The sequence below is a fragment of the Bacillus sp. 3255 genome (genome assembly GCF_031456485.1).
Classification (GTDB): domain Bacteria; phylum Bacillota; class Bacilli; order Paenibacillales; family NBRC-103111; genus Paenibacillus_E.
Genome location: NZ_JAVDUS010000001.1, coordinates 136419 through 157670 on the forward strand (window position 1 = coordinate 136419; position 21252 = coordinate 157670).

Annotated in this window: 19 protein-coding genes; 7 read left to right on the forward strand and 12 right to left on the reverse strand. The window is 50.5% G+C overall.

Features of this window, described 5'->3' with window-relative positions; translation table 11 throughout:
- Nucleotides 1-73: 73 nt before the first annotated feature.
- From J2X61_RS00495 to J2X61_RS00510, 4 genes are all read right to left on the reverse strand, one after another.
- On the reverse strand, nucleotides 74-1303 hold the full coding sequence (locus J2X61_RS00495; protein WP_274466540.1) for an MFS transporter: 1230 nt from the start codon (nucleotides 1301-1303) through the stop codon (nucleotides 74-76).
- A 111-nt stretch (nucleotides 1304-1414) separates the two neighbouring features.
- Nucleotides 1415-2731: an ABC transporter substrate-binding protein gene (locus J2X61_RS00500; protein ID WP_274466541.1), complete on the reverse strand. Its 1317-nt coding sequence runs from the start codon at nucleotides 2729-2731 to the stop codon at nucleotides 1415-1417.
- 165 nt (nucleotides 2732-2896) lie between these two features.
- Nucleotides 2897-3733: a carbohydrate ABC transporter permease gene (locus J2X61_RS00505; RefSeq protein WP_274466542.1), complete on the reverse strand. Its 837-nt coding sequence runs from the start codon at nucleotides 3731-3733 to the stop codon at nucleotides 2897-2899.
- Nucleotides 3733-4617: a carbohydrate ABC transporter permease gene (locus J2X61_RS00510; RefSeq protein ID WP_274466543.1), complete on the reverse strand. Its 885-nt coding sequence runs from the start codon at nucleotides 4615-4617 to the stop codon at nucleotides 3733-3735. The genes J2X61_RS00505 and J2X61_RS00510 overlap by 1 nt, the downstream gene beginning before the upstream one ends.
- A gap of 173 nt (nucleotides 4618-4790) precedes the next feature.
- Here J2X61_RS00510 and J2X61_RS00515 point away from each other — a divergent pair, with 173 nt between their 5' ends.
- The 4 genes from J2X61_RS00515 to J2X61_RS00530 are packed head-to-tail and all read left to right on the forward strand — an operon-like array spanning nucleotide 4791 to nucleotide 9778.
- Complete coding sequence (locus J2X61_RS00515) at nucleotides 4791-6584, forward strand: cache domain-containing sensor histidine kinase (RefSeq protein WP_310185029.1); 1794 nt, start codon at nucleotides 4791-4793, stop codon at nucleotides 6582-6584.
- Between the two features lie 14 nt (nucleotides 6585-6598).
- On the forward strand, nucleotides 6599-8227 hold the full coding sequence (locus tag J2X61_RS00520) for a response regulator (protein ID WP_310185031.1): 1629 nt from the start codon (nucleotides 6599-6601) through the stop codon (nucleotides 8225-8227).
- A gap of 52 nt (nucleotides 8228-8279) precedes the next feature.
- Nucleotides 8280-8711 (forward strand): hypothetical protein, encoded by a 432-nt coding sequence (locus J2X61_RS00525; protein ID WP_274466546.1) that lies wholly within the window; start codon nucleotides 8280-8282, stop codon nucleotides 8709-8711.
- Complete coding sequence (locus J2X61_RS00530) at nucleotides 8711-9778, forward strand: phosphodiester glycosidase family protein (protein ID WP_310185032.1); 1068 nt, start codon at nucleotides 8711-8713, stop codon at nucleotides 9776-9778. The genes J2X61_RS00525 and J2X61_RS00530 overlap by 1 nt, the downstream gene beginning before the upstream one ends.
- Before the next feature lie 592 nt (nucleotides 9779-10370).
- Here the strand turns inward: J2X61_RS00530 and J2X61_RS00535 are convergent.
- Together J2X61_RS00535 and trmL are read right to left on the reverse strand one after the other, a co-directional pair.
- Complete coding sequence (locus J2X61_RS00535) at nucleotides 10371-10625, reverse strand: AbrB/MazE/SpoVT family DNA-binding domain-containing protein (protein ID WP_274467454.1); 255 nt, start codon at nucleotides 10623-10625, stop codon at nucleotides 10371-10373.
- A gap of 179 nt (nucleotides 10626-10804) precedes the next feature.
- Nucleotides 10805-11269, reverse strand: coding sequence for a tRNA (uridine(34)/cytosine(34)/5-carboxymethylaminomethyluridine(34)-2'-O)-methyltransferase TrmL (trmL, locus tag J2X61_RS00540; protein ID WP_274466547.1), 465 nt, complete (start codon nucleotides 11267-11269; stop codon nucleotides 10805-10807).
- A 163-nt stretch (nucleotides 11270-11432) separates the two neighbouring features.
- Between trmL and J2X61_RS00545 the strand changes: the two genes are divergently transcribed.
- Nucleotides 11433-12149 carry a response regulator transcription factor gene (locus tag J2X61_RS00545; RefSeq protein ID WP_274466549.1) on the forward strand — a complete coding sequence of 239 codons (717 nt, stop codon included), beginning with the start codon at nucleotides 11433-11435 and terminating at the stop codon, nucleotides 12147-12149.
- 76 nt (nucleotides 12150-12225) lie between these two features.
- Here the strand turns inward: J2X61_RS00545 and nrdF are convergent, their stop codons facing one another.
- From nrdF to serC, 4 genes are all read right to left on the reverse strand, one after another.
- The gene (gene nrdF, locus J2X61_RS00550; RefSeq protein ID WP_274466550.1) at nucleotides 12226-13212 is read right to left on the reverse strand and encodes a class 1b ribonucleoside-diphosphate reductase subunit beta; all 987 of its coding nucleotides are present in this window, start codon (nucleotides 13210-13212) and stop codon (nucleotides 12226-12228) included.
- A gap of 22 nt (nucleotides 13213-13234) precedes the next feature.
- Nucleotides 13235-15319 carry a class 1b ribonucleoside-diphosphate reductase subunit alpha gene (gene nrdE, locus J2X61_RS00555; protein WP_274466551.1) on the reverse strand — a complete coding sequence of 695 codons (2085 nt, stop codon included), beginning with the start codon at nucleotides 15317-15319 and terminating at the stop codon, nucleotides 13235-13237.
- A complete protein-coding gene (gene nrdI, locus J2X61_RS00560; protein ID WP_274466552.1) occupies nucleotides 15306-15665 on the reverse strand; it encodes a class Ib ribonucleoside-diphosphate reductase assembly flavoprotein NrdI in 360 nt (119 codons plus the stop codon). Before nrdI ends, nrdE begins: the two co-directional genes overlap by 14 nt.
- Nucleotides 15666-16271: 606 nt before the next feature.
- Complete coding sequence (serC, locus tag J2X61_RS00565; protein WP_274466553.1) at nucleotides 16272-17360, reverse strand: 3-phosphoserine/phosphohydroxythreonine transaminase; 1089 nt, start codon at nucleotides 17358-17360, stop codon at nucleotides 16272-16274.
- Nucleotides 17361-17510: 150 nt separating this feature from the next.
- On the opposite strand from serC, the gene thpR reads away from it, so the two are divergent.
- Nucleotides 17511-18119 carry an RNA 2',3'-cyclic phosphodiesterase gene (gene thpR / locus J2X61_RS00570; RefSeq protein ID WP_310185037.1) on the forward strand — a complete coding sequence of 203 codons (609 nt, stop codon included), beginning with the start codon at nucleotides 17511-17513 and terminating at the stop codon, nucleotides 18117-18119.
- A gap of 360 nt (nucleotides 18120-18479) precedes the next feature.
- A complete protein-coding gene (locus J2X61_RS00575; RefSeq protein WP_274466555.1) occupies nucleotides 18480-19340 on the forward strand; it encodes a DUF421 domain-containing protein in 861 nt (286 codons plus the stop codon).
- A gap of 51 nt (nucleotides 19341-19391) precedes the next feature.
- On the opposite strand, the gene J2X61_RS00580 is transcribed toward J2X61_RS00575, so the two are convergent.
- Both J2X61_RS00580 and J2X61_RS00585 read right to left on the reverse strand, forming a co-directional pair.
- Entirely contained in the window at nucleotides 19392-20012 is a 621-nt protein-coding gene (locus J2X61_RS00580; RefSeq protein ID WP_274466556.1) for an NUDIX hydrolase, read from the reverse strand.
- The gene (locus tag J2X61_RS00585; protein WP_274467455.1) at nucleotides 20009-20530 is read right to left on the reverse strand and encodes a mismatch-specific DNA-glycosylase; all 522 of its coding nucleotides are present in this window, start codon (nucleotides 20528-20530) and stop codon (nucleotides 20009-20011) included. Before J2X61_RS00585 ends, J2X61_RS00580 begins: the two co-directional genes overlap by 4 nt.
- Between the last annotated feature and the right edge of the window lie 722 nt (nucleotides 20531-21252).

Genomic DNA, 21252 nt, shown 5'->3' on the forward strand with positions numbered 1-21252 from the left:
CGCTCAGGTCCCTCTTCTCCTATCGTGTATCACTTTAGGATAACCGGGTTAGGGCGCTTTCATGCTCCAATTACTACCGATTCTTGATTGACCATACGCACGCAAGCTGCGTCAGAGAACCGATCATGAGAATCCACGGAATCATACCGCCGTCCAAATCGTTCGCGAAAGTAATCAGGCAGAAGATTGAAACAACCCGGCCCAAATTAAGAAATGTTTCGCGGACGACCATGCTTTCCACCTTCAGTTCCCCTTTGAGCGGCAGTTTGGCGATAAGTCCATAATAGTACCCCGTCATCGTATTCCCTTGCAGCGGCGAGAAGATCGAGTATAGAATCATGAAGCCAACAACCGTCCAAACCGTAATGCTTCCCAGCAAGAAGGAAACGCCGACCAGATAACCAACCGTGGATATCGTCAAATAGAGACGGGATTTGCTGCTATCGGCATATTTGGAGATGAATATTCCCATTACGATGCTGAGTGAGGAGTAGAGCACCCCCAAGTAACCGACGATATCTTCCCGCGGCATGACTTTGAATAAAAGAATGTTCGGCAGGAACAGCATTGTGCCTTGGAGCAGACCCATTCCGAGGAAGCCGAGCAGCGCCTTGAACCAGTCGCGCTCTTTCTTCATGATAAGCCCAGTCAGCTTTAGATAATAAACTCGGTGATGTCCGCCGGATGCTTTAATTTTCATGGAAATGAACGCGGCAAGCAAGAACATGCAGAACGCAATCGAGAAGACGATCGTATAACCGCTAAGCCCTTCCTGCAGACGAATGATGAAACCGGCAAGCGCAGGCCCGGCAAGAGTAGCGGCCGTGAAGAAGATCATGTTGAAGGCCAGATAGCGGATCCGGTTCTGCTCGGTGGATACGTCGTACATGAGCGTTAAGTACCCCACCCAATAGAAGGCGGCCGCCAGTCCGTTGAAGATAGCGAAGGCGACATAATATTCAACCAACGCATCTTGCGCAATGATCACGCTTAAATAAAATAAACCGATCAGCATAATGCCCAGTCGATAAGACACCATTCGGTCTTTCTTCTTGATCATCCATCCCCCGAGCGCGAAGCCGATCGGTGTAAGCAAATAGACGATCAAGTTGTATGTACCGTTGACAGCTACACTGTGCGTTAACCGCCACAAGTATAAGTTCAAGAATACGCCGGACATCGATGCCCCGAATTGAAAAGTTGAATGAATAATAAGCGAAATGACAGCCTCGCGAGACAGCTTTTTCTCTATTGGCAGCGTAGTTCCTCTGCTCTGCAGCCAAGTTCTAATTCTAACGATCATCGTAGCCCCCCGCTCCCCAGTTCTTCCTATTGTAACAGCCCGCCAACCTTCTGTTAAACGGCAAAAAGCCTCAGCTTAGGCGCTGAGGCTTTATTACAACCGAATAGGGTATTACTTCTTCAGGCTCTCCCATGTTTTCTGGAATTCCTCAAGCATTTGGTCCTTCGTGTACTTCTTCGCGACATAACCTTGCATAATATCGCCGAATTTCTTGGAGGAAGCTTCGCCGCCAGGGAATTTGAACCAGTTCCAGCTCAGTGTTTTACCGGCTTTGGAGTAGGAGATAATGTCTGCCGCCAAAGGTCCGAGTACTTTCTCATCAGCAGGAATCGATTTGAAAGCCGGAATGAATTTGAATTCTTCCGTAATGTACTTTTTACCTACATCGGATGTAACCATCCAGTTCAGGAATTTCTTCGCTTCGTCTTTCACAGCGGAGTTTTTGTTAATAACCCAGTTGTTCGGAACGCCTACGAACAATTTGTCGTTCGCTGCCGCGTCATCGCTGATCGGCATCGGCAGGAAGCCGATTTTGATGTTCGGGTTCGTTTTGGAGATTTGAACTTGCGTCCAGTTCCCTTGCTGTGTCATGGCCGCTTTGCCTGTCGAGAAGTCCGTTACTTGCGTATTGTAGTCCGTTTGCAGCGGGTTTTTGTTGCCGTACTGCAAAGTCAGATCAAACAGTTTGGACCATTGGTTGAACTGCTCGTTGCCAGGAATTTTGGCCGTACCTTTGTTCAGGCCGTCGATGAACGCGTTCGGATCTTTCTGATAAGCGAACGGAAGGTTTACGAAGTGGTTACCCAGTACCCACCACTCGCCATAGCCGTTCTCGAAAGGCGTAATGCCTTTAGCTTGCAGCTTTTTCGCCGCGTCTTCGAGCTGTGTTATCGTTTTTGGCAGCTCAGTGATGCCGGCTTGTGCGAACAGATCTTTGTTGTAAATGAAACCGTAGCCTTCCAAGTTCAGCGGTTGGCCGTACAGCTTGCCATTTTTGGTCATAGGCTCTTTCGCGACATCCACAAGGTCATTCACCCATGGTTGATCGGAGAGATCCTCCAGGTTCTCAATCCACTTGTCAAGGTCGGAGAAACCGCCGTTGTTGAAAATGTCCGGTTTGTCGCCGGAGTTGAACTTCGCCAGCAATGCCGCGCCATAGTCTGCGCCGCCGCCTACCGTGTCAACCTGAATTTTCACGTTAGGGTTCAGCTTCTGATATTCAGCGATCAATTTACCCAATTGGTCAGCAATTTCTACTTTAAATTGGAACATTTTAATCGTAACCGGTTTGCCTGCTGCCGGAGCTGCAGATGCAGCTGCTCCCGGTGAAGCGGCTGGCGCAGGTGTCTCTTGTTTTTTCGCGCAGCCAGCTGCCACTACGGATAGTGAGAGTACGGCAGCCATACTGATCATCGTTAATTTTTTCATTGAGGTAAAGCCTCCCTTTTTTTGTTTACTCAGCTTACCCTGATGTCCGGGATTTCATCCCCTCGTCATCAGCTTACATGGTTTATTGTAAACACTTTCTTAAACCCACAACACAGAGAATATTGAACACAAAGGTGGAAGATTTTGAACATCTTAGCAAAATTGTCACCCTTTTACGGAACCGGCTGTGATTCCTTCCACAATATGCTTCTGCATGGCCAAGAAGAAAATGACGATCGGCAGCACACCCAGCGTCAGACCGGCCAGAGCCAAATCCCACTGCTTCGTATATTGACCGAAGAAAGAAAATGTCGCTAAGGGTATTGTTCGCAATTCCGGGTTGTTTAACACGAGTGACGGCAGCAAATAATCGTTCCAGATCCATAAACTGTTCAGAATAACGATCGTCGTGGACATCGGCTTGAGCAGCGGAAAGACGATGCGCCAGAACACGCCATAAGGCGAACAGCCGTCCACGGTTGCGGATTCCTCGATCTCCAGCGGAATGGATTTGATAAATCCGTGGTACAAGAACACATTCAGCGAAACGCCGAAGCCGAAATAACAAACGATAAGACCCCATCTGCTGTCCATGAGCCCCACCTGACCGGCAACACGCACGAGCGGAATCATGATGGATTGAAACGGAATGACCATGGCGGCTACGAAAGCCAGGAACACCAGATTGTTGAATTTGCTCGGTCTGCGCAGCATGCGGTATGACGCCATGGAGGAGATGACGACCAAACCTACATTACTAAGTACCGTAATGATCAAAGAGTTCATGAAGGCACTTGGGAACTTCATGATCGTCCATACTTTTTTGTAATTATCCAAATAGAGGCTCTCAGGAAGCTTCGCCGTGCTGGCGGCAAGCTCCGGGAATGACTTCAGCGAGTTGACAATGACGAAATAGAACGGCACCAGGAACAGAAGTCCCACCAGGATGCCGAGCACCTCCAAGGTGAATAGGCGTCCTGAATATTTTTTAACTGCATCCATTACACTTCAACCTCCTTGCGTTTCGTATACATGACTTGGATGGTCGAAATAATGGCCACGACGATGAAGAAGACTAATGCTTTCGCTGTTCCTAAGCCATAGTTATTGTTCCGGAACGCTTCTTGATAAATATTGATGGATACCGATTCCGTCGAGTTGAAGGGTCCCCCTTTGGTCAAGGAGAAGTTCAAATCGAACATTTTGAAGTTCCAGGAGATCGTCAGGAACAAACAAACGGTAACGGCCGGCATGATCAGCGGCACAATGATGTTCTTAAGTACTTGGAACCGGGTCGCACCGTCGATGTAAGCCGCTTCCACCATATCCTTCGGCACGTTGGACAGCGCTGCAATATAGATGATCATCAAGTAGCCGGCACCTTGCCAAATGCTCACGATCGCGATCGCCCAGAAGGCGGTAGGAGCATCTCCCAGCCAAGGCAGTTGGAAGAAGCCGATGTTCGTAATTTCGCCGAGCGTCGCAAAGCCTTTGACGAAGATAAACTGCCAAATAAAACCTAGCAGCAAGCCGCCGATAACGTTCGGCATGAAGAAGATGGTACGGAGCACGTTTCTCGTTTTGAGCGCTTGCGTCAGCAGCAGAGCCAGCAAGAATCCGATCAGGTTCGTCAGAACCACATCCGTAACGGTAATCCGTGTCGTGAACCAGAAGGCGTTGCGATAATCTTTGTCCTCGAACAGAAGGTGCTTGAAATTGTCCAAACCGTTGAACTTAACGTTGGTCGTCACACCGTTCCATTCCGTGAATGAATAGTAAATGCTCATGAGAAAAGGTACTACCACAATGAGTGCGAAAAAGATGACCGCAGGTCCGACGAACACCCATTGCTGTAATAGTCCTGATAACCCCTTGCGCTGTTTCATGGGAATTTCCCCCTTACGATTAGGTAACTATAACCTTTAGTATAAATACCTTTAACCTCGTGAAACACAGATTATCGTGATGCATTAGGTGGAATTTGTTGACCTCTACTGCTACAATATAGGGTGAAAAGTCCACGAAGAAACCGAGTTGATTCGACATGTTCCGTCATAGTATGCGCAACAAGCTTATCCTTTTTTTGCTGATCGCCACTCTCGTCCCATTCATTACCTCAATCGTCGTCTCCTATATATTCACGAAGGAAAAAGTCACCGAAGACACCATAACGAACAATTCAGCCCTCATCTCCCAAGCGAAACTCAATATATTAAACTATTTAAACGGAGTCGTCCAAGCTTCTACGACCATCTATACAGGACAGCATTTGTCTGAGCTCGGACAATTATACGATATTTTGGAACGCGACCGGGAAATTGACTATATGAGCGACAAAGTGATCAAAAGCGGTTTGCAAGTCATGTCCCACGCCGTGAAAGAGTTCAAGCAGGTTTACTTATATGCTTCCGTGAGCGACCGGTCTTTCGTATCCAGCAATGATTTCCAAGGAAGCAAGATCGGCAAATATGAATCCCTGCCCCCTTTCCCGGAAGATAAAACCGTTTATTTCGAAACGACCCATCTCAGCCACAATTACAATATTCCAATTAACGTGTATTCTGCACCAACACCGGTCCTGTCTATGCATCGCAAGCTGATGTACTCGCCGAATAACACCTCCATCGGAGAGCTTATTATCGATCTTCATCTCGATTTGATATCCGAAATCTCGCAGAGCCTGTACACGCACGATGAGGAAGAGCTTTACATTTTGGATGAAAAAGGATGCATCGTGTTCGGTCCGGATCCGGCCAAATGGGGGCAGCTGCTGGATGGCAGCTGGGGCGACGAAGCCATCCGCAGCACGTCGGACAGAGGCTCCTACGAATGGAACAAAGGGCCTTACGCCGGCATAAATGTTTATGAAAAAATGAAAACTGACTATGTGAACTGGACGATCGTCAAACGTCTGCCTTACGAGCAGCTGACCCAAAACGCCAAACAGCTGGCGCTGATCAACTCGCTGGTACTGACGTTCTTCATGCTGATCGTCATCGGCGGAACAGTCTATATTTCCATTAAATTTACGGAACCGATCAAGCAGCTTATCCGCTACATCTCCCGCATTCAAGCCGGTCAGGTGCAGCTGGGAGCTATGGACAAGGATATCGAGCTGACCCGTACCGACGAGATGGGCATACTGGCCAATCGCTTCCACGGCTTGATGCAGGATCTGAATCAAATGGTCATGCGCGAATACCGGCTGGAGCTCGCCAACAAGTCCAATCAATTGATGGCGCTGCAAGCTCAGATCAATCCCCATTTTCTGAATAATGCGCTGCAATCGATCGGCACACTCGCTTTGCAGCATGATGCCCCCAAGGTGTATGCACTTATCGCTTCCCTCGCCAAAATGATGCATTACAGCATGAATACGAACGAATCCGTCGTTCCGCTTGGCAAGGAGCTTGACCATATTAAAGCGTACCTGGAGCTCCAGAAGCAGCGCTTCGAGCACCAATTCCAGATCGCTTATGATGTCGAAGAAGGCACCAAAACGATCGCCGTACCCAAAATGATCCTGCAGCCGCTCGTCGAAAACTATTTCAAACACGGCTTCAAACCGGGCGCCGACGAAATCGGGCTGCTGCACATTGAAGCCTCCAAGCAAACGGATGGGCGCTATGACTATCTGCGGCTTGTCGTTGAAGACAACGGCTCGGGCGTTACGGAGGAGCGGCTGCGCGAAATCCGCAACAGGCTGAGCTCGCCTTCAACCGGCGAAGAAAACTGTATCGGGCTAAGCAACGTATTAACCAGAATCAAACTATATTTCACCGATGATGCGACTCTTGATATTGAACACGCCAAGCCCCAAGGTCTAAGGATCATCATCCACATACCGATGTAAAAGGGAGCTATCTAATGAAAGTATTACTTGTCGATGATGAGAAACATGTTCGCGACGCCATCCGGCTGCTCGTCAATTGGGAGCAGCACGGCATCGATACGATTCTGGAAGCGCCTGACGGCGAATCCGCCGCCGCAATGGTCCGCCAGCATCACCCGGAAATTATTATGACCGACATGATGATGCCGGTCATGAACGGTGTGAAGCTGCTGGAATGGCTGCATGCCAACGAGCCGGACGCGAAGACGATCGTCATCAGCGGGCATGACGATTTCTCGCTGCTGCGCCACACGCTGAAGTACGGGGGGACCGACTACATCCTGAAGCCGATCGACCCGGATCAGCTGAACGAAGCGCTGGAGAAAGCGATTGAGGCGTGGCGGAAGGAAGAAGAGACGCGGCAGACGAACCGCGAGTTGAATATCGAAATGAATCAAATTAAACCGATGTATTGGGATAAGCTGCTGTCCGGGCTCATCGCCGAGCCGTCCGCTTATGAGAGCGCCGCCGAGCAGCTCGAGCGGGAGCTGAGCTTGACGCGGGACGTGAACGTTTGCCGCGTTGCCATTCTTTCCATGGATACCATGGAACGCAGCGTGAAAAATAAATTCAGTCAAAACATGGATTTGCTTTTTTTCTCTCTCATTAATATTTGCAATGAGTTTCTGACGCACGAGAGACGCGGGTATGCATTCCGCCATTGGCAAAGCGATAACGAAATCGTCTTGCTGCTGTGGAGAGAGCTGGACGGCGCCGAAGCCTTTCTGGAGAAAATTAACGAAGGCATGCGAACGGCGCTGCACACCCGCGTTGATTTCGGTATCGGCCGGTCTCATCGGTTTCCTGGCGAAATCGGCTTATCGTACCAAGAGGCGCGCGACGCACTGCGCAAACGGAACCTGAAAGTTAAGACAACGTGGATCCACAGCCTGCAGAATTCGCCCAAACCGCCGCAGACGGCGCTCACCTTCACCCAGTTCGAGGAGAAGATCAATCTGGCCATCCGCAGCGGCAGCAGCGAGCAGATCGAGGAGGCCGTGCAGCAATGGATGGACGCGGTCAAGCAGCGGGACATCATTACATTGGAACAGCTCGACCATTGGTGGCGGGAGTACAGCGTGATGAAGCGCCGCTGGGTACAGCAATTCTTCTCCGGCATCAGCGAGGATGAAGTGAAGACGATGCTGGCCTCCGAGTCTGCCGGGGTCATTGTTCCGCTGGACGAGAACGGCCTCCTATCCCTGTCTCAATGGCAGCAGGAGCTTACCCGCAGCATCGTGCATATGTCCAAGCTGCTCTTGGAGAATCAGCAGAAAGATAAGAATGTGATTTTCGAAATCGCCGAATATCTTCAGAAGCATTACCACGAAGATGTCACGCTGCAGGACATCGCCTCCCGGTTCTTCCTGAGCCGGGAATATATCTCCCGCAAGTTCAAGCAGGAATTCGCGGTGAACCTCTCGGATTATTTGGGCCAAATTCGCATGAGCAAAGCGAAGGTGCTGCTGCGCAATCCGCATTTGCGGATTTCCCAGGTCGCGGAGATGGTCGGCTATCAGGATGAGAAATATTTCAGCAAAGTTTTCAAAAAACTGGAGGGCATCACGCCTAACGAGTATCGAAAAACAGCGAATTCTATCTGAATTTCTGTTAAAAATATGAAATATGTTATACTAGTAGACAGAGGTGATTATCATGAGTATGCAAATCGAGGCAACGTCTGCGAATTCTTTTCCCCGGGCTGCCAAAGCTACGAAGGTGAAGAGGAAAACGTACGTCCTGTTGTTTCTTGGTTGGGTCATGCTGATCGCAATCGGAGTGGCGGCAGCGATGCTGTATACAGAGCATTTGAGACAGAAAATAGCAACCGATATCGCACAGCAGACCCAGCAACAACTACAGCTGGTTCAGCAAGATTACCAGAAGCAGGTAACCGAACTGAAGGATAGCGTTTCAACCGACATGAAAGCTTTGCAAACCAAAGTTGACTCGCTCAATGAACTGCTGGCCTTCACCAAAGACAGCGCCAACAGCAAAACCGACAACAGCAACCAACTCTACACACAGCTCGCCGAAGTGAAGAAGAAACTGGATGAGCTGCAGAAAAATTTGGATGTGTTGAAGTGATGACGACGATCCAAGGAATCAACCGTGTCTTCCTGCTGGCTTGTGCACCGTTTATCGGGATGCTCATATGGCTGCTTATCGCAAGCGTGCATATACCGCTCGGCACTTGGACTGCAGCCGCCTCAACGCCGGTCTCCTTCCATCAGGAAGCCCTGACCCTCGACACCTTGTTAACTAAGGCAACGAACGATGCGGCACAGACGAAGACGATCATTCAGCAATATTACGCCTTATATGAGAAAAGTACGGCAGAAGTGGCCGCCGCGCTGCAAACTGCCGCCGCTCAAGCCGCGAAGCCCGGCATCATCTACGATGCCCGCATCACGGCGAAGCTTGGCAGCCCGGTCAGGCAAGCCTCTTCCGGCAATATCGACCTGAAGCTATTTGCCTTGAATGAGAGCAACTACAAAGGATATGCGCTCAAAGTTAATCTGAAGAGCGACAAAGCCATCAAGCTTGTCCTCGGCAAGGACAAGATGGGGTCGAGCGAAACGACCCTGGAAGCCGTTAACCGGTATGGCGCTATTGCCGGCGTGAATGCCGGAGGCTTCGCCGATGACAGCAAGGGCCGGCGCTATCCGCTTGACACCACCGTCATCAACGGCAAATATTTGAACGGCTTCTTCCCGACGACGAACGACACGACGTTCATCGGGTTGAACAAAGACCGCAAGCTCATCGGCGGCAAGTTCAGCTCGCAAGCGGATCTGGACAAGCTCGACCCGCTGATGGGATCGACCTTCGTTCCTGTCCTGCTCAAGAACGGTGCCAAGACGACCATCCCTTATCAATGGCAGAGCTCGCCGGCGCGAGCCGCCAGAACCGTGATGGCCAATTATAAGAACGACCAGCTCTTGTTCATCGTCACGGACGGCTACGACGAAAGCGGAAACTCCGGGGCGACGCTCGCCGAGCTGCAGGACAAGATGCAGCAGTTGGGCATCGTCGATGCCTATAACCTGGACGGAGGCGGCTCCACGACCTTGGTCATGGGAGGCACCGTCATGAATCGCCCGTCCGACGGCAAATTGCGGCCGCTGGCGACGAACTTCTTATTTTTTAAATAATCGTAATTATTCACAGTTTATTCAAATTTTTTTGCCGTTGATTGGGGTATAATAAAGCTTAACTATATGCTTTGATGTTCTTCAACCTATAGGGGGTGCAGCAATGTTTGGCTTATCCGCAACATTTTGGCTCGTTAATTCCGTTTTTGTGCTATTTCTCGTCGCTATGATGACGGCTTCCTATAACGAGGACAAAACAAGAGGCCTGTAAGTTGCCAAAAGCTCGTCAGAATGAATACATTCTGGCGGGCTTTTTCATTTGAGCTATGGCTAATAACCCTACAAGAAAAAGGACCCCTCGCGGAGTCCTCTGACGGTGAAGATTAGTTGGTTATGCCCTGAACCTTACTTCAGCTCGGTCCCTACCTCATCACACGCTTGCAGTACGTAACTACAATTCATGATTTCTGCGGCACATCTCCTCGCTTCTATACGGATTCAATAACAACCTTCCTGATGTACTTGTCTTTGACACAGCACCTCTCTGCTATCACCGTCGTCAAATAGTATGTCCGGGATTTCCGTTCCTATACACCAACTAAAAAAGCACCGCATTCTCTTCCGAGAAGGCAATGCTTTTCATTGTCCTTAATTAGGCTCTTACTTTCAAGACATTCATCTCTGTTACACAACTTCCGCATATGTAACGTTCTTTGAACTCGCTGACGTTATCCATGCTGCCGCAGAATACACATTTCGGGCGGTATCTTTCCAAAATGATATGATCACCCTGCACCAAAATTTCGACAGGATCCCCTTCATTCATCTGGTATCGTTTGCGTAACGATTTAGGCAGAACAATACGTCCCAATTGATCGACTTTACGAACGACTCCGGCTGGCTTCATCATAGGACTTCACCTCTCTTCCGCTCTCAATTTCTACGCTAAGCGGTGGCTTAGCATATCTATACGGACTGATACGGAATACTATTCGCCGTGTAGGAAGAAACTCCTTCTAATTCCAAGCGGAAATTTCTTTTATTGTCAATTTTGCCGACCTAGGCCTAAATCGTATGCGATAGCGCTTAATCCAAACCTGCAAACCCTGTCTGCCGCAAACCTTCATACAGCATGATCGCTACGGAGTTGGATAAATTGAGCGATCTTACCGCATCGGACATCGGGAGTCTGAGCAGCGTATCCGGGTGCTGGCGCAGGAGCTCTTCCGGGAGACCTTTGGTCTCTTTACCGAATACGAGGAAATCACCGTCTTGAAATGTAAAATCCGTGTAACGCTTCTTCGTTTTGGTCGTCGCAAAAAAGAAACGGTGTCCTTTATACATCTCAAGTACCTCGTCAAACGAATCGTGATATTCGAGCTTCACGGAATGCCAATAATCCAATCCGGCCCGTTTCAGCGTTTTGTCATCCGTTTGGAAGCCGAGCGGTCTTACCAGATGAAGATAAGTACCCGTCGCCGCGCAAGTTCGCGAAATGTTGCCGGTGTTGGCCGGAATTTCGGGTTCTACTAATACAATATGAAATGCCATGTCTGTCGAATTCACCTCATCCTCTATCCTATTATAAGCGGTTGCATAATGCAATTAAGTATGACCATTTACAGTTTTTACACTGGGTTAACTTTATCTTAATATGTCGATGATAGAGCTTTGTCATAATAGAGTCATCCTTCTCGATAAAAGGAGTCAACCTATGATGAAAAAGAAGATCCTAGTTGTCGATGACGAACCTTCCATCTCCATGCTAATAGAATTCAATTTGAAGTTAGTCGGCTTCGAAGTCCATTGCGTTTTCGATGGCGAGGCCGTATTCGATGCGATCCAAACGTTCCGCCCGGACCTGATCGTGCTTGACCTGATGCTGCCGAAGATGGACGGCTTTCAAGTATGCCGCAAGCTTAGAAACCAGAACAACCTTGTCCCTATTATTATGCTCACCGCTATGCAGGATCTTACCGACAAAATCGCCGGCCTGGATAACGGTGCCGATGATTACATGACGAAGCCGTTCTCGCCGCAGGAGCTCATCTCCCGCATTCACGCGATTCATCGGCGCATTCAGACACTGCCGTCAACGACGGAGAACACACCGATTACGATCGGTCAGATTTCTATCAAAGCCGATCAGCGCGAAGTGACCATGAACGGCGCACCGGTCGAGCTCACGCCCAAAGAATTCGAGCTGCTGCTGTTCTTGTGTAAGCACCGCGGCAAAGTACTGAGCCGCCAGCAGCTCCTTCACGGCGTGTGGGACTATCACTTCCTTGGTGATACCCGAATTGTCGACGTTCATATTTCCCACTTGCGCGACAAAATTGAGCAAAATGCACGCAATCCGGAATACATCATGACGATCCGTAACGTCGGCTACAAGTTGACGGAGCCTGTCGTCAAGGAATCCCTGGCATAACAGACCGCCGCCACGCACACAATAAGGGCTGCCCTCAAGTCATCACTGACTTCAAGGCAGCCCTTGCTTTTGTCATTTAGAATACGAAATCGTCATCCGTCAAGCCTTCAACATGAATCGTGCGTACGTATCCGTTCCCTTTTTTGGAGAAAAAGTCATGCTGTTTCGTCTTCGTGCTAAGGCCGTTCAATACGATCGGATTAATGTCCTCTTCCGGGAACATCGGATCAACACCCAGATTCATGAACGCTTTATTCGCGTTATAGCGGAGGAATGCCTTGACATCTTCCGCCAAGCCTAGAGGACCGTACAAGCTCTCCGTGTAGCCTTCCTCATTGGCATGAAGCTCGGTCAACAGCGCTGTCAAAGTCTCATAAGCTTCATCCTGCTCCGCCGGGCTTAGCTCCGCGTACACCTCTTGAGCCAGCACCCCGACATACAGACCATGAATACTCTCGTCACGCAAAATCAGATCGATGATCTCGCCGCTGCTCGTCATTTTCCCTTGTCCGGCTAGATAGAGCGGATAGTAGAAGCCGCTGTAGAACAAGTAGCTCTCCAGCAGAACGGAAGCCGCCATCGCCAGGTACAGCTCTTTGGCCGTTGTAATATTTTCATAAAATGTGGAAATCTTGTTAGCCTTGAATTGCAGATAAGGATTGCGCTCCACCCATGCGAACAGCTCGTTAATCTCTTCCGTTGTCGAAAGCGTCGTGAAGATCGAGCTGTACGACTTCGCATGAATTTGCTCCATCATGCCCATGAAGCTGAGCACAGCTTTGCGTTGCAGCCCGTCCACGTGCTCAAGAATCTTCGGCATGCCGACGCCGCCTTGCATCGTATCCAGCAGCGTCAGACCGCCCAGCACTTTCATATATAGCTCCCGCTCCGCCGGACTCAGCGTAATCCAGGACATTTTATCGTCGGACAACGGAATTTCTTCATCCGTCCAGAACTGCATAATATTTTGATTCCAGAACGTTATCGTGAAATCATCATCCGGCCTGTTCCAGTTCACGGCCTTTCTGACAATCGGCGTACTCACCGTAGTCGCAGTACTCATCTATGTTAGGTCCCCTTCCGTATTACACCGAACAGCTTACGCATTCCTCAACGGACAGCTGATTCGTTCGCGTGTAGTAGAGCGATTTTAGGCCTTTGTGTGCCGCATACAGGTACAAGCGGGCCAATTGTCTTGTTGACACGTCGCTATTCACATGCAAAATGGTGGAAATACCTTGATCCACGTGCACCTGAATTTCGGCGATCAGATCGAGAATTTTGAATTGGTCCATCTGGTACGCGGATTTATAGTAGAAATAATTGTCGCGTGCCAAATACGGCATCGGATAATAAGTCGTCGAATTCGCATACGTTCGGGTTTCGATCTGCTCGACGATCGGCATCACGCTTGACGTTGAATTTTGGATATACGAAATGCTCTGTGTCGGCGCGACCGCCATACGGTAGGCATGATACAAGCCGTGCTTCTGCACGTCCGCTTTCAGCTTGCTCCAGTCGTCAGGCGACGGAATCGCCATCCCCTCGAACAGCCCCTTCACCTTATCCGTGCGCGGACGGTAATCCGTCTCCAGATAGCGGTTGAAGTAAGCGCCATTCGCATATTCCGACTGCTCGAAGCCCTCGAAAACCTGCCCCTTCGCTTTGGCAATCTCTACGCTTCGCTCAATGGAGTAATAGTTCATCGCCATGAAGAACGTGCGAACGAAATCCTTCGCTTCATCGCTTTCGTAGCTGATTTTGTTTTTGGACAAATACCCGTGCAAATTCATGACGCCAAGCCCAACGGAGTGCAGCTCGCGGTTCGCTTTGGCTACCCCTGGCGCGTTGCTGACCGTCGTCATGTCACTGACTGCCGTCAGGGCGGTCATGCCCTCATGAACCGTCTCGCGCAGCTTCTTGCGCTCCATGACGTTGGTGATGTTCATCGAAGCCAAATTGCAGGAAATATCGCGCAGAATCACGTCGTCTTCGCCGTAATCGTTAATTTCCGAAGTCTCTTGCAGCTGGAAAATCTCCGTGCACAGGTTGGACATCTTAATTGTCCCGATCCCTTTAAGCGCATGATCCTTGTTCGCATTCGTCCGGTTCATGATATACGGATACCCGGATTCCAGCTGGGTTGTCGCAATTTTGACGAGCATGTCGCGCGCACTCATGACGACCTTCTTCTTCACTTTCGGATTCGCCAGCAGCTCATCGTACATCTCGTCGAGATCGAGATCGTCCAAGTGCTTGCCGTAAGCCTGCCATACGGTATATGGCGCAAAAACATGAAGCGGCTGATTTTGTTCCGCCAGCTTGTAGAATTTGTTCGGCACGATCAGGCCGATCGATAATGTTTTCAGACGGGACTTCTCGTCTGCGTTAATTTTTTTGGAATCGAGGAACTCCATCAGATCCCAACCGAAAATGTTGTAATACGCCGCTCCGGAGCCCTTGCGCTGCCCCATTTGGTCGGCATAGGAGAACGCATCCTCCATCAGCTTCAGAACAGGCATAATCCCTTTGGCGGCTCGTTCCACGCCTTTGATCGATTCCCCGCGCCCGCGCAGCTTGGACAGATTGACGGCGACACCGCCACCGATTTTGGACAGCTGCATGCAGGTGGCCAGCACATAGTTAATGGAATTGAGGGAATCGTCCATCTCCAGCAGGAAGCAGGACACCATCTCGCCCCGGCGGCTTTTGCCTGCGTTGAGGAAGGTCGGCGTAGCCGGCTGCAGGCGCTGCTCCATCATCGAGACGGCCAGCGTACGGGCGGTTTCTACGTCTCCTCTGCCCAAGTACAAGGCTACGATCGCTACGCGATCCGGGAAATGCTCGAGGTACAACTCTTTATCATCACTGCGCAAAGCATAATCTGTATAAAATTTCGAGGCAGCCATATAGGAAGCGAACTCGAATTGATTGTCGTGGGCCACTTGATAAACTTCGTTGACTTCATCTTCCGTATAACGCTCATACACATTCTCGTAGTAATTATTGTCGATCATGTAACGAACTTTCGAAGAGGTATCGGGGAAAGTGAGGCTTTTGCTGTGGACGTCCTTCATGAAAACTTCAACGGCTTCTTTGTCCTTCTCCAGTTGAAAAAATCCGTCTGCTGCGCGTTGCATCAATAAATTATTCAGCTCAATGTGCCGCAATTGCATGTACCCCCTGAACAAATCGTTCTACATCATTTTTGGTGCCGGATAGCTCAAACTTGGTTAACACCGGCACATCGTATTGCTGGGAGATGGTGTCTGCGCTCTTCGCAAACCCGTCGCCCCAGTTGCGGTTCCCGCTTGCTGCGACTCCGATCAAATGAGAAGCGTTCGTTTCCAGGAACGAGGCCACCTTCTCAGGAACTTGACCAAATCCGGTCGTATAGGTAACGAGCACGAAGGGCTCGTCCACTTTCATCGCTTCCTCGATTTGGATGGCCGGCATTTTCAGCTTGTTAATAAACCGGCGAACATTTCCTGTTTTCGAATCGTAAGCAATCAGCATGGGCTCCGTCTCCTGTCATGTATCTTCAATCTCAAGCAAAACCGTATCTAGTGAGTCTTATGTATGAAACTCTATATCTAGTAAGTCGTATGTAGCTTACCTATCAACTATATCTAGTCGTGCGGCCTTCGGCTCGACAAAAGAAGCGGAATTTCGCAAATGGCTAAGCGGCTGAAAAAGCGCGATATCAAGGGATTTTCCCGGTTATTCCGCGGAATTCCGCGATCCGTCCGGCTTCTCTTAATTTCCCATTTTTCCACGACATCTAGTTGATAGATTCAAATTTATATCAATATATAGTGTTTGTCAACGTGTGAAATCTCACATTTTCGGTCTCAAAATACCGAATCCCAGACAGGACGTGGCTCGCGGGGATTTGAAATTTTTTTTGGAGTTTTGCCTTGAAATTTTCACATTTGTCGAAAGGAATCCGCCGACCCTGTCCTACTAGATATAGATTCGGGTTATACCGGCACACAGCTCGCCAGAGACGCCTGAGCGGCCGTCTAAGGGCCATGCCGGCGAAGATCGGGATATTGGCCTCCCAACCAAAAAAAGCTACTCACGCGCACACGAGGGTGCTGTGAGTAGCTCTTGAACCGTATCTTAACTATTGCGCTTGTGGAAATCCTTCATGAACTCCGCGAGCGCTTGGCAGGAAGCGTACGGAACCGCATTGTACGTCGATGCGCGCAGACCGCCTACGCTGCGATGTCCTTTCAGGCCGATGAAGCCGTTCTGCTCGGTTTCCTTGATGAATTTCTTCTCCAATTCTTCATCCTGCAGACGGAACGTAATGTTCATGGCCGAACGGCTGCCCTTGTCGACAGGACCGCGGTAGAAGCCGCCGCTTTGATCGATGGCATTGTAGATCAGACCGGATTTCTCCAGGTTGTTCTTCTCGATAACGGCTAGTCCGCCCTGCTCCTGAATCCATTTGAGCACCAGGTTGACCATGTAGATGGAATACACCGGCGGCGTATTGTACAAGGAATTGTTTTTGCTGTGGATTTCGTAACGGAACATCGTGGCAATGTTTTTCGGCAAATCCTGCAGCATGTCTTCCTTGACGATGACGACCGTCACACCGGAAGGACCGAGATTTTTTTGCGCGCCGGCATAGATCATGCCGAATTTCGACACGTCGACCGGACGGCTTAAGATGTCACTGGACATGTCGCCGATGAGCGGTACGCTGCCCGTGTCCGGATAGCTTTGGAACTGCGCGCCTTCGATCGTTTCATTGGATGTGATATGCAAATAAGCCGAGTCCGGATGAAGGTTGATTTCACTAAGATCCGGAATTTTCATGAATTTATTTTCTTTGGAGGAGGCTGCGATATTCACTTCGCCGAACAAGGAAGCTTCCTGCACCGCTTTCTCCGCCCAAGCGCCTGTCAGCACATAGCTGCCCACTTTGCCCGGCTTCAAGAAATTCATCGGAATCATCGCGAATTGCGAGCTGGCTCCGCCTTGCAGGAACATGATTTGGTACCCATCCGGGATGTTAAAAATTTGCTTCAATAATTGCTGTGTTTCATTATGTACTTGCTCGTATTCAGCGCTGCGATGCGAAATTTCCATGATCGACATGCCGATGCCTTTGAATTCGACAAGTTCCTCTTGCGCTTTCTGCAAAACTTCGAGCGGTAATGCCGCAGGCCCTGCGTTAAAGTTATAGGCCCGATTTCCCATGAATGACCACACCTTTGCTTTTGTATTATGGCTATGATAGCAATATTCTCCTCATGCATCAAGTAAAACCTTCGTTGGCAATGCTAGAAGAAGTTAGGAAACAAAACCATCTCTTCCCCTCCATACTTCGGCAAAGGAGCCACATCTCACATGATTCACACCGAGCATTCGACACGCACGAATAGGACACCATCCGACAACTACCGGCTGTTTGTCGGCATCGGGCTCCCGCCGGACACGCAGCGGGAGCTCGCTCTTCTGGCGGCCTCCCTGCGGGAGAGGCTGCCCTTTCAGAAGTGGACGCACCCGCAGGACGTCCACGTGACGCTCTCTTTCCTCGGCGACACCGCCGCCGAGAAGGTTGAAGCGCTGGCGGACGAGCTCCGCCGGCTCGCAGCGGCGGCGCCGCCGCTCACGCTGCACGCCGAGGGGCTCGGCGTGTTCGGACCTCCGGCGGCGCCGTCGGTGCTGTGGGCGGGCGTCGCCGGCGACCTGGACGCGCTCGCTGCGCTGCAGCGCGAGGTCGCGGGCGCCTGCGCCCGCCACGGGTTCCCGGCCGAGGCTCGCGCCTACCGGCCGCACCTCACGCTGGCCCGCCGCTACCGCCAGGCGGCGGGTCCGTTCTCGCGCGCCGCGCTCGCCGGCGCGCCGGCGCTGCCCGCGTGGCGGGTAGAGGACATCGTCCTCTACCGCAGCCACTTGGGCCGGCAGCCTTCGTACGAGCCGCTGGGCGTTTTTCCTTTGGATCCCGGCGTATAACTTCCATTATTTTCACAAATAATGTATAAACTTGCCTACTGTTTCTGACATCGTCCTGATTGAACACGGGCCGTCCTAAAATAGAGGATCTATGGTCCTCTATTCACCGTGGAATTAACGATTTGGGCCCTCAATAGGAACTACGATCCTCTATTCAACCAATTTCAGCCTAAAACCAGGCTTATCGAGGCAAATAGCGCCCTGTAGTTCCTAAGGTATATGCAAAAGCTGGATATCCCACTCAAATAGCGCCCTGTAGTTCCAGCAAACTCGGCACTACAGCCTGCCGCCAAGCACCTTTGAGCCGCCGTTTTTTTATGCTGGCTCTCATTGCTTTTTGAAACGTAAGGAGGAGATCACATGCCCGATGCTTATGAAGTCATCGTACGCACCCTTTTAGCCGTAATCGTATTGTTCATCATGACCAAAATTCTTGGAAAAAGACAAGTATCCCAGTTATCTCTGTTCGAGTACATCACGGGCATTACCATTGGAAATCTGGCTGGAGCGATATCCTTGGATATTGACTCGAAATGGTTCCTCGGTCTGATCTCGTTAGCCGTTTGGATCGCGTGTTCTTTAGGTATTGAACTTTTACAGCTTAAAAGCAAAAAAATGCGAGATTTTATTGACAGCAAAGCAACCGTACTTGTTAGAGACGGGAAGATTTTAGAAGATAATTTAAAAAAAGAACGACTCACCACGGATGAACTTATGGAGCAACTGCGTAAGCGTTCAGTTTTCAAAGTAGCGGATGTTGAGTTTGCGATCATGGAGCCTAGCGGTGAGATTAATGTATTGCTGCATCGTGAAAATCTCCCGCTCACTGCGAAGCACCTCGGCATCAAGGTTGCACCGGAGAAAGAGCCTCAAGCGGTCATCATGGACGGTGAGATATTGGATGAAGCGTTAGCAACCCTCTCATTTAATCGGGGATGGCTGAAAACGGAGTTGGATAAAGTAGGAGTAACGGTTGAAAATGTTTTTCTAGGGCAAGTCGATTCGTACGGCCAGTTGTATCTTGATTTATTTGACGATAAAATCAATGTTCCCGTGCCGCAGGAGAAAGCCACCCTCTTCGCGACCTTGAAACAGTGCGAAGCCGACCTTATGCTGTACGGGCTGACAACCAACAATAAACAAGCCAAAGCGATGTACGAGGAATGCTCCAAGCAAATGGAGGATATTCTCGACCAACTTAAGCCTATATTGATGCGATAAATCAAATTGCTCCCCGCCGTGGTTATACGACTGGGAGCATTCTTGTTTGTTTCAATCCAGCAGCACCTGCGACGCTGGGCCACTAGCAAGCTCAAACATCCGTTTGACCTGCTCTACCGTGTTCCGCTCTATAGACAGAGGCGGCAGCTCATTTTCGCCAAAAAAGCCAACTTTGGTCGTTTCCAGGCTGACCTCAAGCGCCTCTCCGCCGACCAGCTCGCACAAGATGAAGATCTTGTACGTGTAGTTGGGCGATGGCGGATGGGCGTGGCGTTTCTTATCCAGAACCGCCAGCAAGCGCACCGGCTTTACGTCGTAGCCGGCTTCCTCGCGGGTCTCCTTGACAGCGATCTCGGATGGGGTGTAGCCGATATCCGCCCAGCCCCCGGGCAAAGCCCAGGCGCCGTCGGTTCTTTCCTGAACGAGCAAGATCTTGTTCTCCTGCAGCACGACGGCCCGGATATCGACCTTCGGCGTCTGGTACCCCGTCTCTCCAGCGAACAGCTCCGTCACCTTGTCGATCGGCGTATCGGTGAAATAGCTCATCATTTCAACGCTGATTTTGCGCAGCGCCTCATAGCGCTCCAAATCGTAGCCATTCTCTCCATAGGTGAGCCCCGCTTGACTGATCGCTTGAATTTCTTGCGCCCAATGCAGCCATGGTATGTTCATTCCTCATCCATCTCCATCCCGATTAATGTTGTGATACCACGGAAGATTGCGACCATTTCGTCCAGCTTCATGCGAACAAGGCCGCTCGAAGACGGGCATACATATTCAATGACACCCGGAACGACGGGGTCGGACTGCTTCCCCCATGGCATCCCTTTGCGCCCGCTGTACTGCTCGTAGACGCCTTTGCCGACGAAGCATACGACCTTCGGGCGATAGCGTTCGATTTTCTCCTTCAGCAGGACACGGCCCTCCCGGTACTCTTCCGGCGTAATTTCTGCTGCCGTTAAGGAAGGTCGCGCCACGATATTCGTGAACCCGTAGCCGAGCTGAAGCAGATCGCCGTCCTCCTCCGGCTTGTAGAGCCGGGGCGTAATGCCGGCCTGGTGCAGAATGCGGTAAAACCGGTTGTTCGGGTTCGCATAGTGATGGCCGGTTTCGCCGGATCGGAGGCTGGGATTGTAGCCCACGAACAATATCTTTAAATGATGCTGCAGATGATCCGAAATCGGCTCTATCCCCACTCGGTCAACCCTCCTGACATCGTGAATGACTTTTCTTTAAGGTTACCATGAATACCGCTCGCCACGCGAATCTAACGGACACAGCGACCGTTAATCTTGCAAAAAGCTTGGCGTTTCGGCGCTAACGGAAACCAGATACCTTATTTACCGATTTCGGGGCTCAAATCGGCCATAGAGGAGTCATTAACGGCACGGGTGTCCGTTACATATTCAAAGCGGCCCTATTGTGTGAAATAAGGACCGCTGTGTCCGTTAGGGAAAGCAGGTCCTAGCATGGACGGACAACAGCTAGTTCATGCCCATTCCATCTGCTCAATCGGTTGGGCAGCCGCTCTATCTCCACGATCCCGTCGGTTCAGGTGACGGGTTACGGGCTCAGCTCCTCTACGTCCACTATCCCGTCGGTTCAGGCAACGAGGTTACGGGCTCAGCCACGCTATCTCCAATATCCCGTCGGTTCAGGTAGCGAGGTTGCGTAATCAGCTCCTCTACGTCCACTATCCCGTCGGTTCAGGCAACGAGGTTACGGGCTCAGCCACTCTATCTCCACTATCCCTTCGGTTCAGGTGACGGGTTACGGGCTCAGCTCCTCTACGTCCACTATCCCGTCGGTTCAGGTGACGAGTTGCGTGCTCAGCTACTCTACGTCCACTATCCCCTCGGTTCAGGCAACGAGGTTGCGTACTCAGCCACGCTACGCCCACTATCCCATCGGT

Bases quoted from the DNA above. Each gene is read 5' to 3' on its own strand.
- J2X61_RS00510 (WP_274466543.1), bottom strand. From the start codon at position 4,617: ATGAAACAGCGCAAGGGGTTATCAGGACTATTACAGCAATGGGTGTTC.
- serC (WP_274466553.1), bottom strand. From the start codon at position 17,360: ATGGGAAATCGGGCCTATAACTTTAACGCAGGGCCTGCGGCATTACCG.
- nrdF (WP_274466550.1), bottom strand. From the start codon at position 13,212: ATGAGTACTGCGACTACGGTGAGTACGCCGATTGTCAGAAAGGCCGTG.
- J2X61_RS00545 (WP_274466549.1), top strand. From the start codon at position 11,433: ATGATGAAAAAGAAGATCCTAGTTGTCGATGACGAACCTTCCATCTCC.
- J2X61_RS00500 (WP_274466541.1), bottom strand. From the start codon at position 2,731: ATGAAAAAATTAACGATGATCAGTATGGCTGCCGTACTCTCACTATCC.
- J2X61_RS00535 (WP_274467454.1), bottom strand. From the start codon at position 10,625: ATGAAGCCAGCCGGAGTCGTTCGTAAAGTCGATCAATTGGGACGTATT.
- trmL (WP_274466547.1), bottom strand. From the start codon at position 11,269: ATGGCATTTCATATTGTATTAGTAGAACCCGAAATTCCGGCCAACACC.
- J2X61_RS00580 (WP_274466556.1), bottom strand. From the start codon at position 20,012: ATGAACATACCATGGCTGCATTGGGCGCAAGAAATTCAAGCGATCAGT.
- J2X61_RS00495 (WP_274466540.1), bottom strand. From the start codon at position 1,303: ATGATCGTTAGAATTAGAACTTGGCTGCAGAGCAGAGGAACTACGCTG.
- nrdI (WP_274466552.1), bottom strand. From the start codon at position 15,665: ATGCTGATTGCTTACGATTCGAAAACAGGAAATGTTCGCCGGTTTATT.
- thpR (WP_310185037.1), top strand. From the start codon at position 17,511: ATGATTCACACCGAGCATTCGACACGCACGAATAGGACACCATCCGAC.
- J2X61_RS00575 (WP_274466555.1), top strand. From the start codon at position 18,480: ATGCCCGATGCTTATGAAGTCATCGTACGCACCCTTTTAGCCGTAATC.
- J2X61_RS00520 (WP_310185031.1), top strand. From the start codon at position 6,599: ATGAAAGTATTACTTGTCGATGATGAGAAACATGTTCGCGACGCCATC.
- J2X61_RS00515 (WP_310185029.1), top strand. From the start codon at position 4,791: ATGCGCAACAAGCTTATCCTTTTTTTGCTGATCGCCACTCTCGTCCCA.
- J2X61_RS00530 (WP_310185032.1), top strand. From the start codon at position 8,711: ATGACGACGATCCAAGGAATCAACCGTGTCTTCCTGCTGGCTTGTGCA.
- J2X61_RS00505 (WP_274466542.1), bottom strand. From the start codon at position 3,733: ATGGATGCAGTTAAAAAATATTCAGGACGCCTATTCACCTTGGAGGTG.
- J2X61_RS00525 (WP_274466546.1), top strand. From the start codon at position 8,280: ATGAGTATGCAAATCGAGGCAACGTCTGCGAATTCTTTTCCCCGGGCT.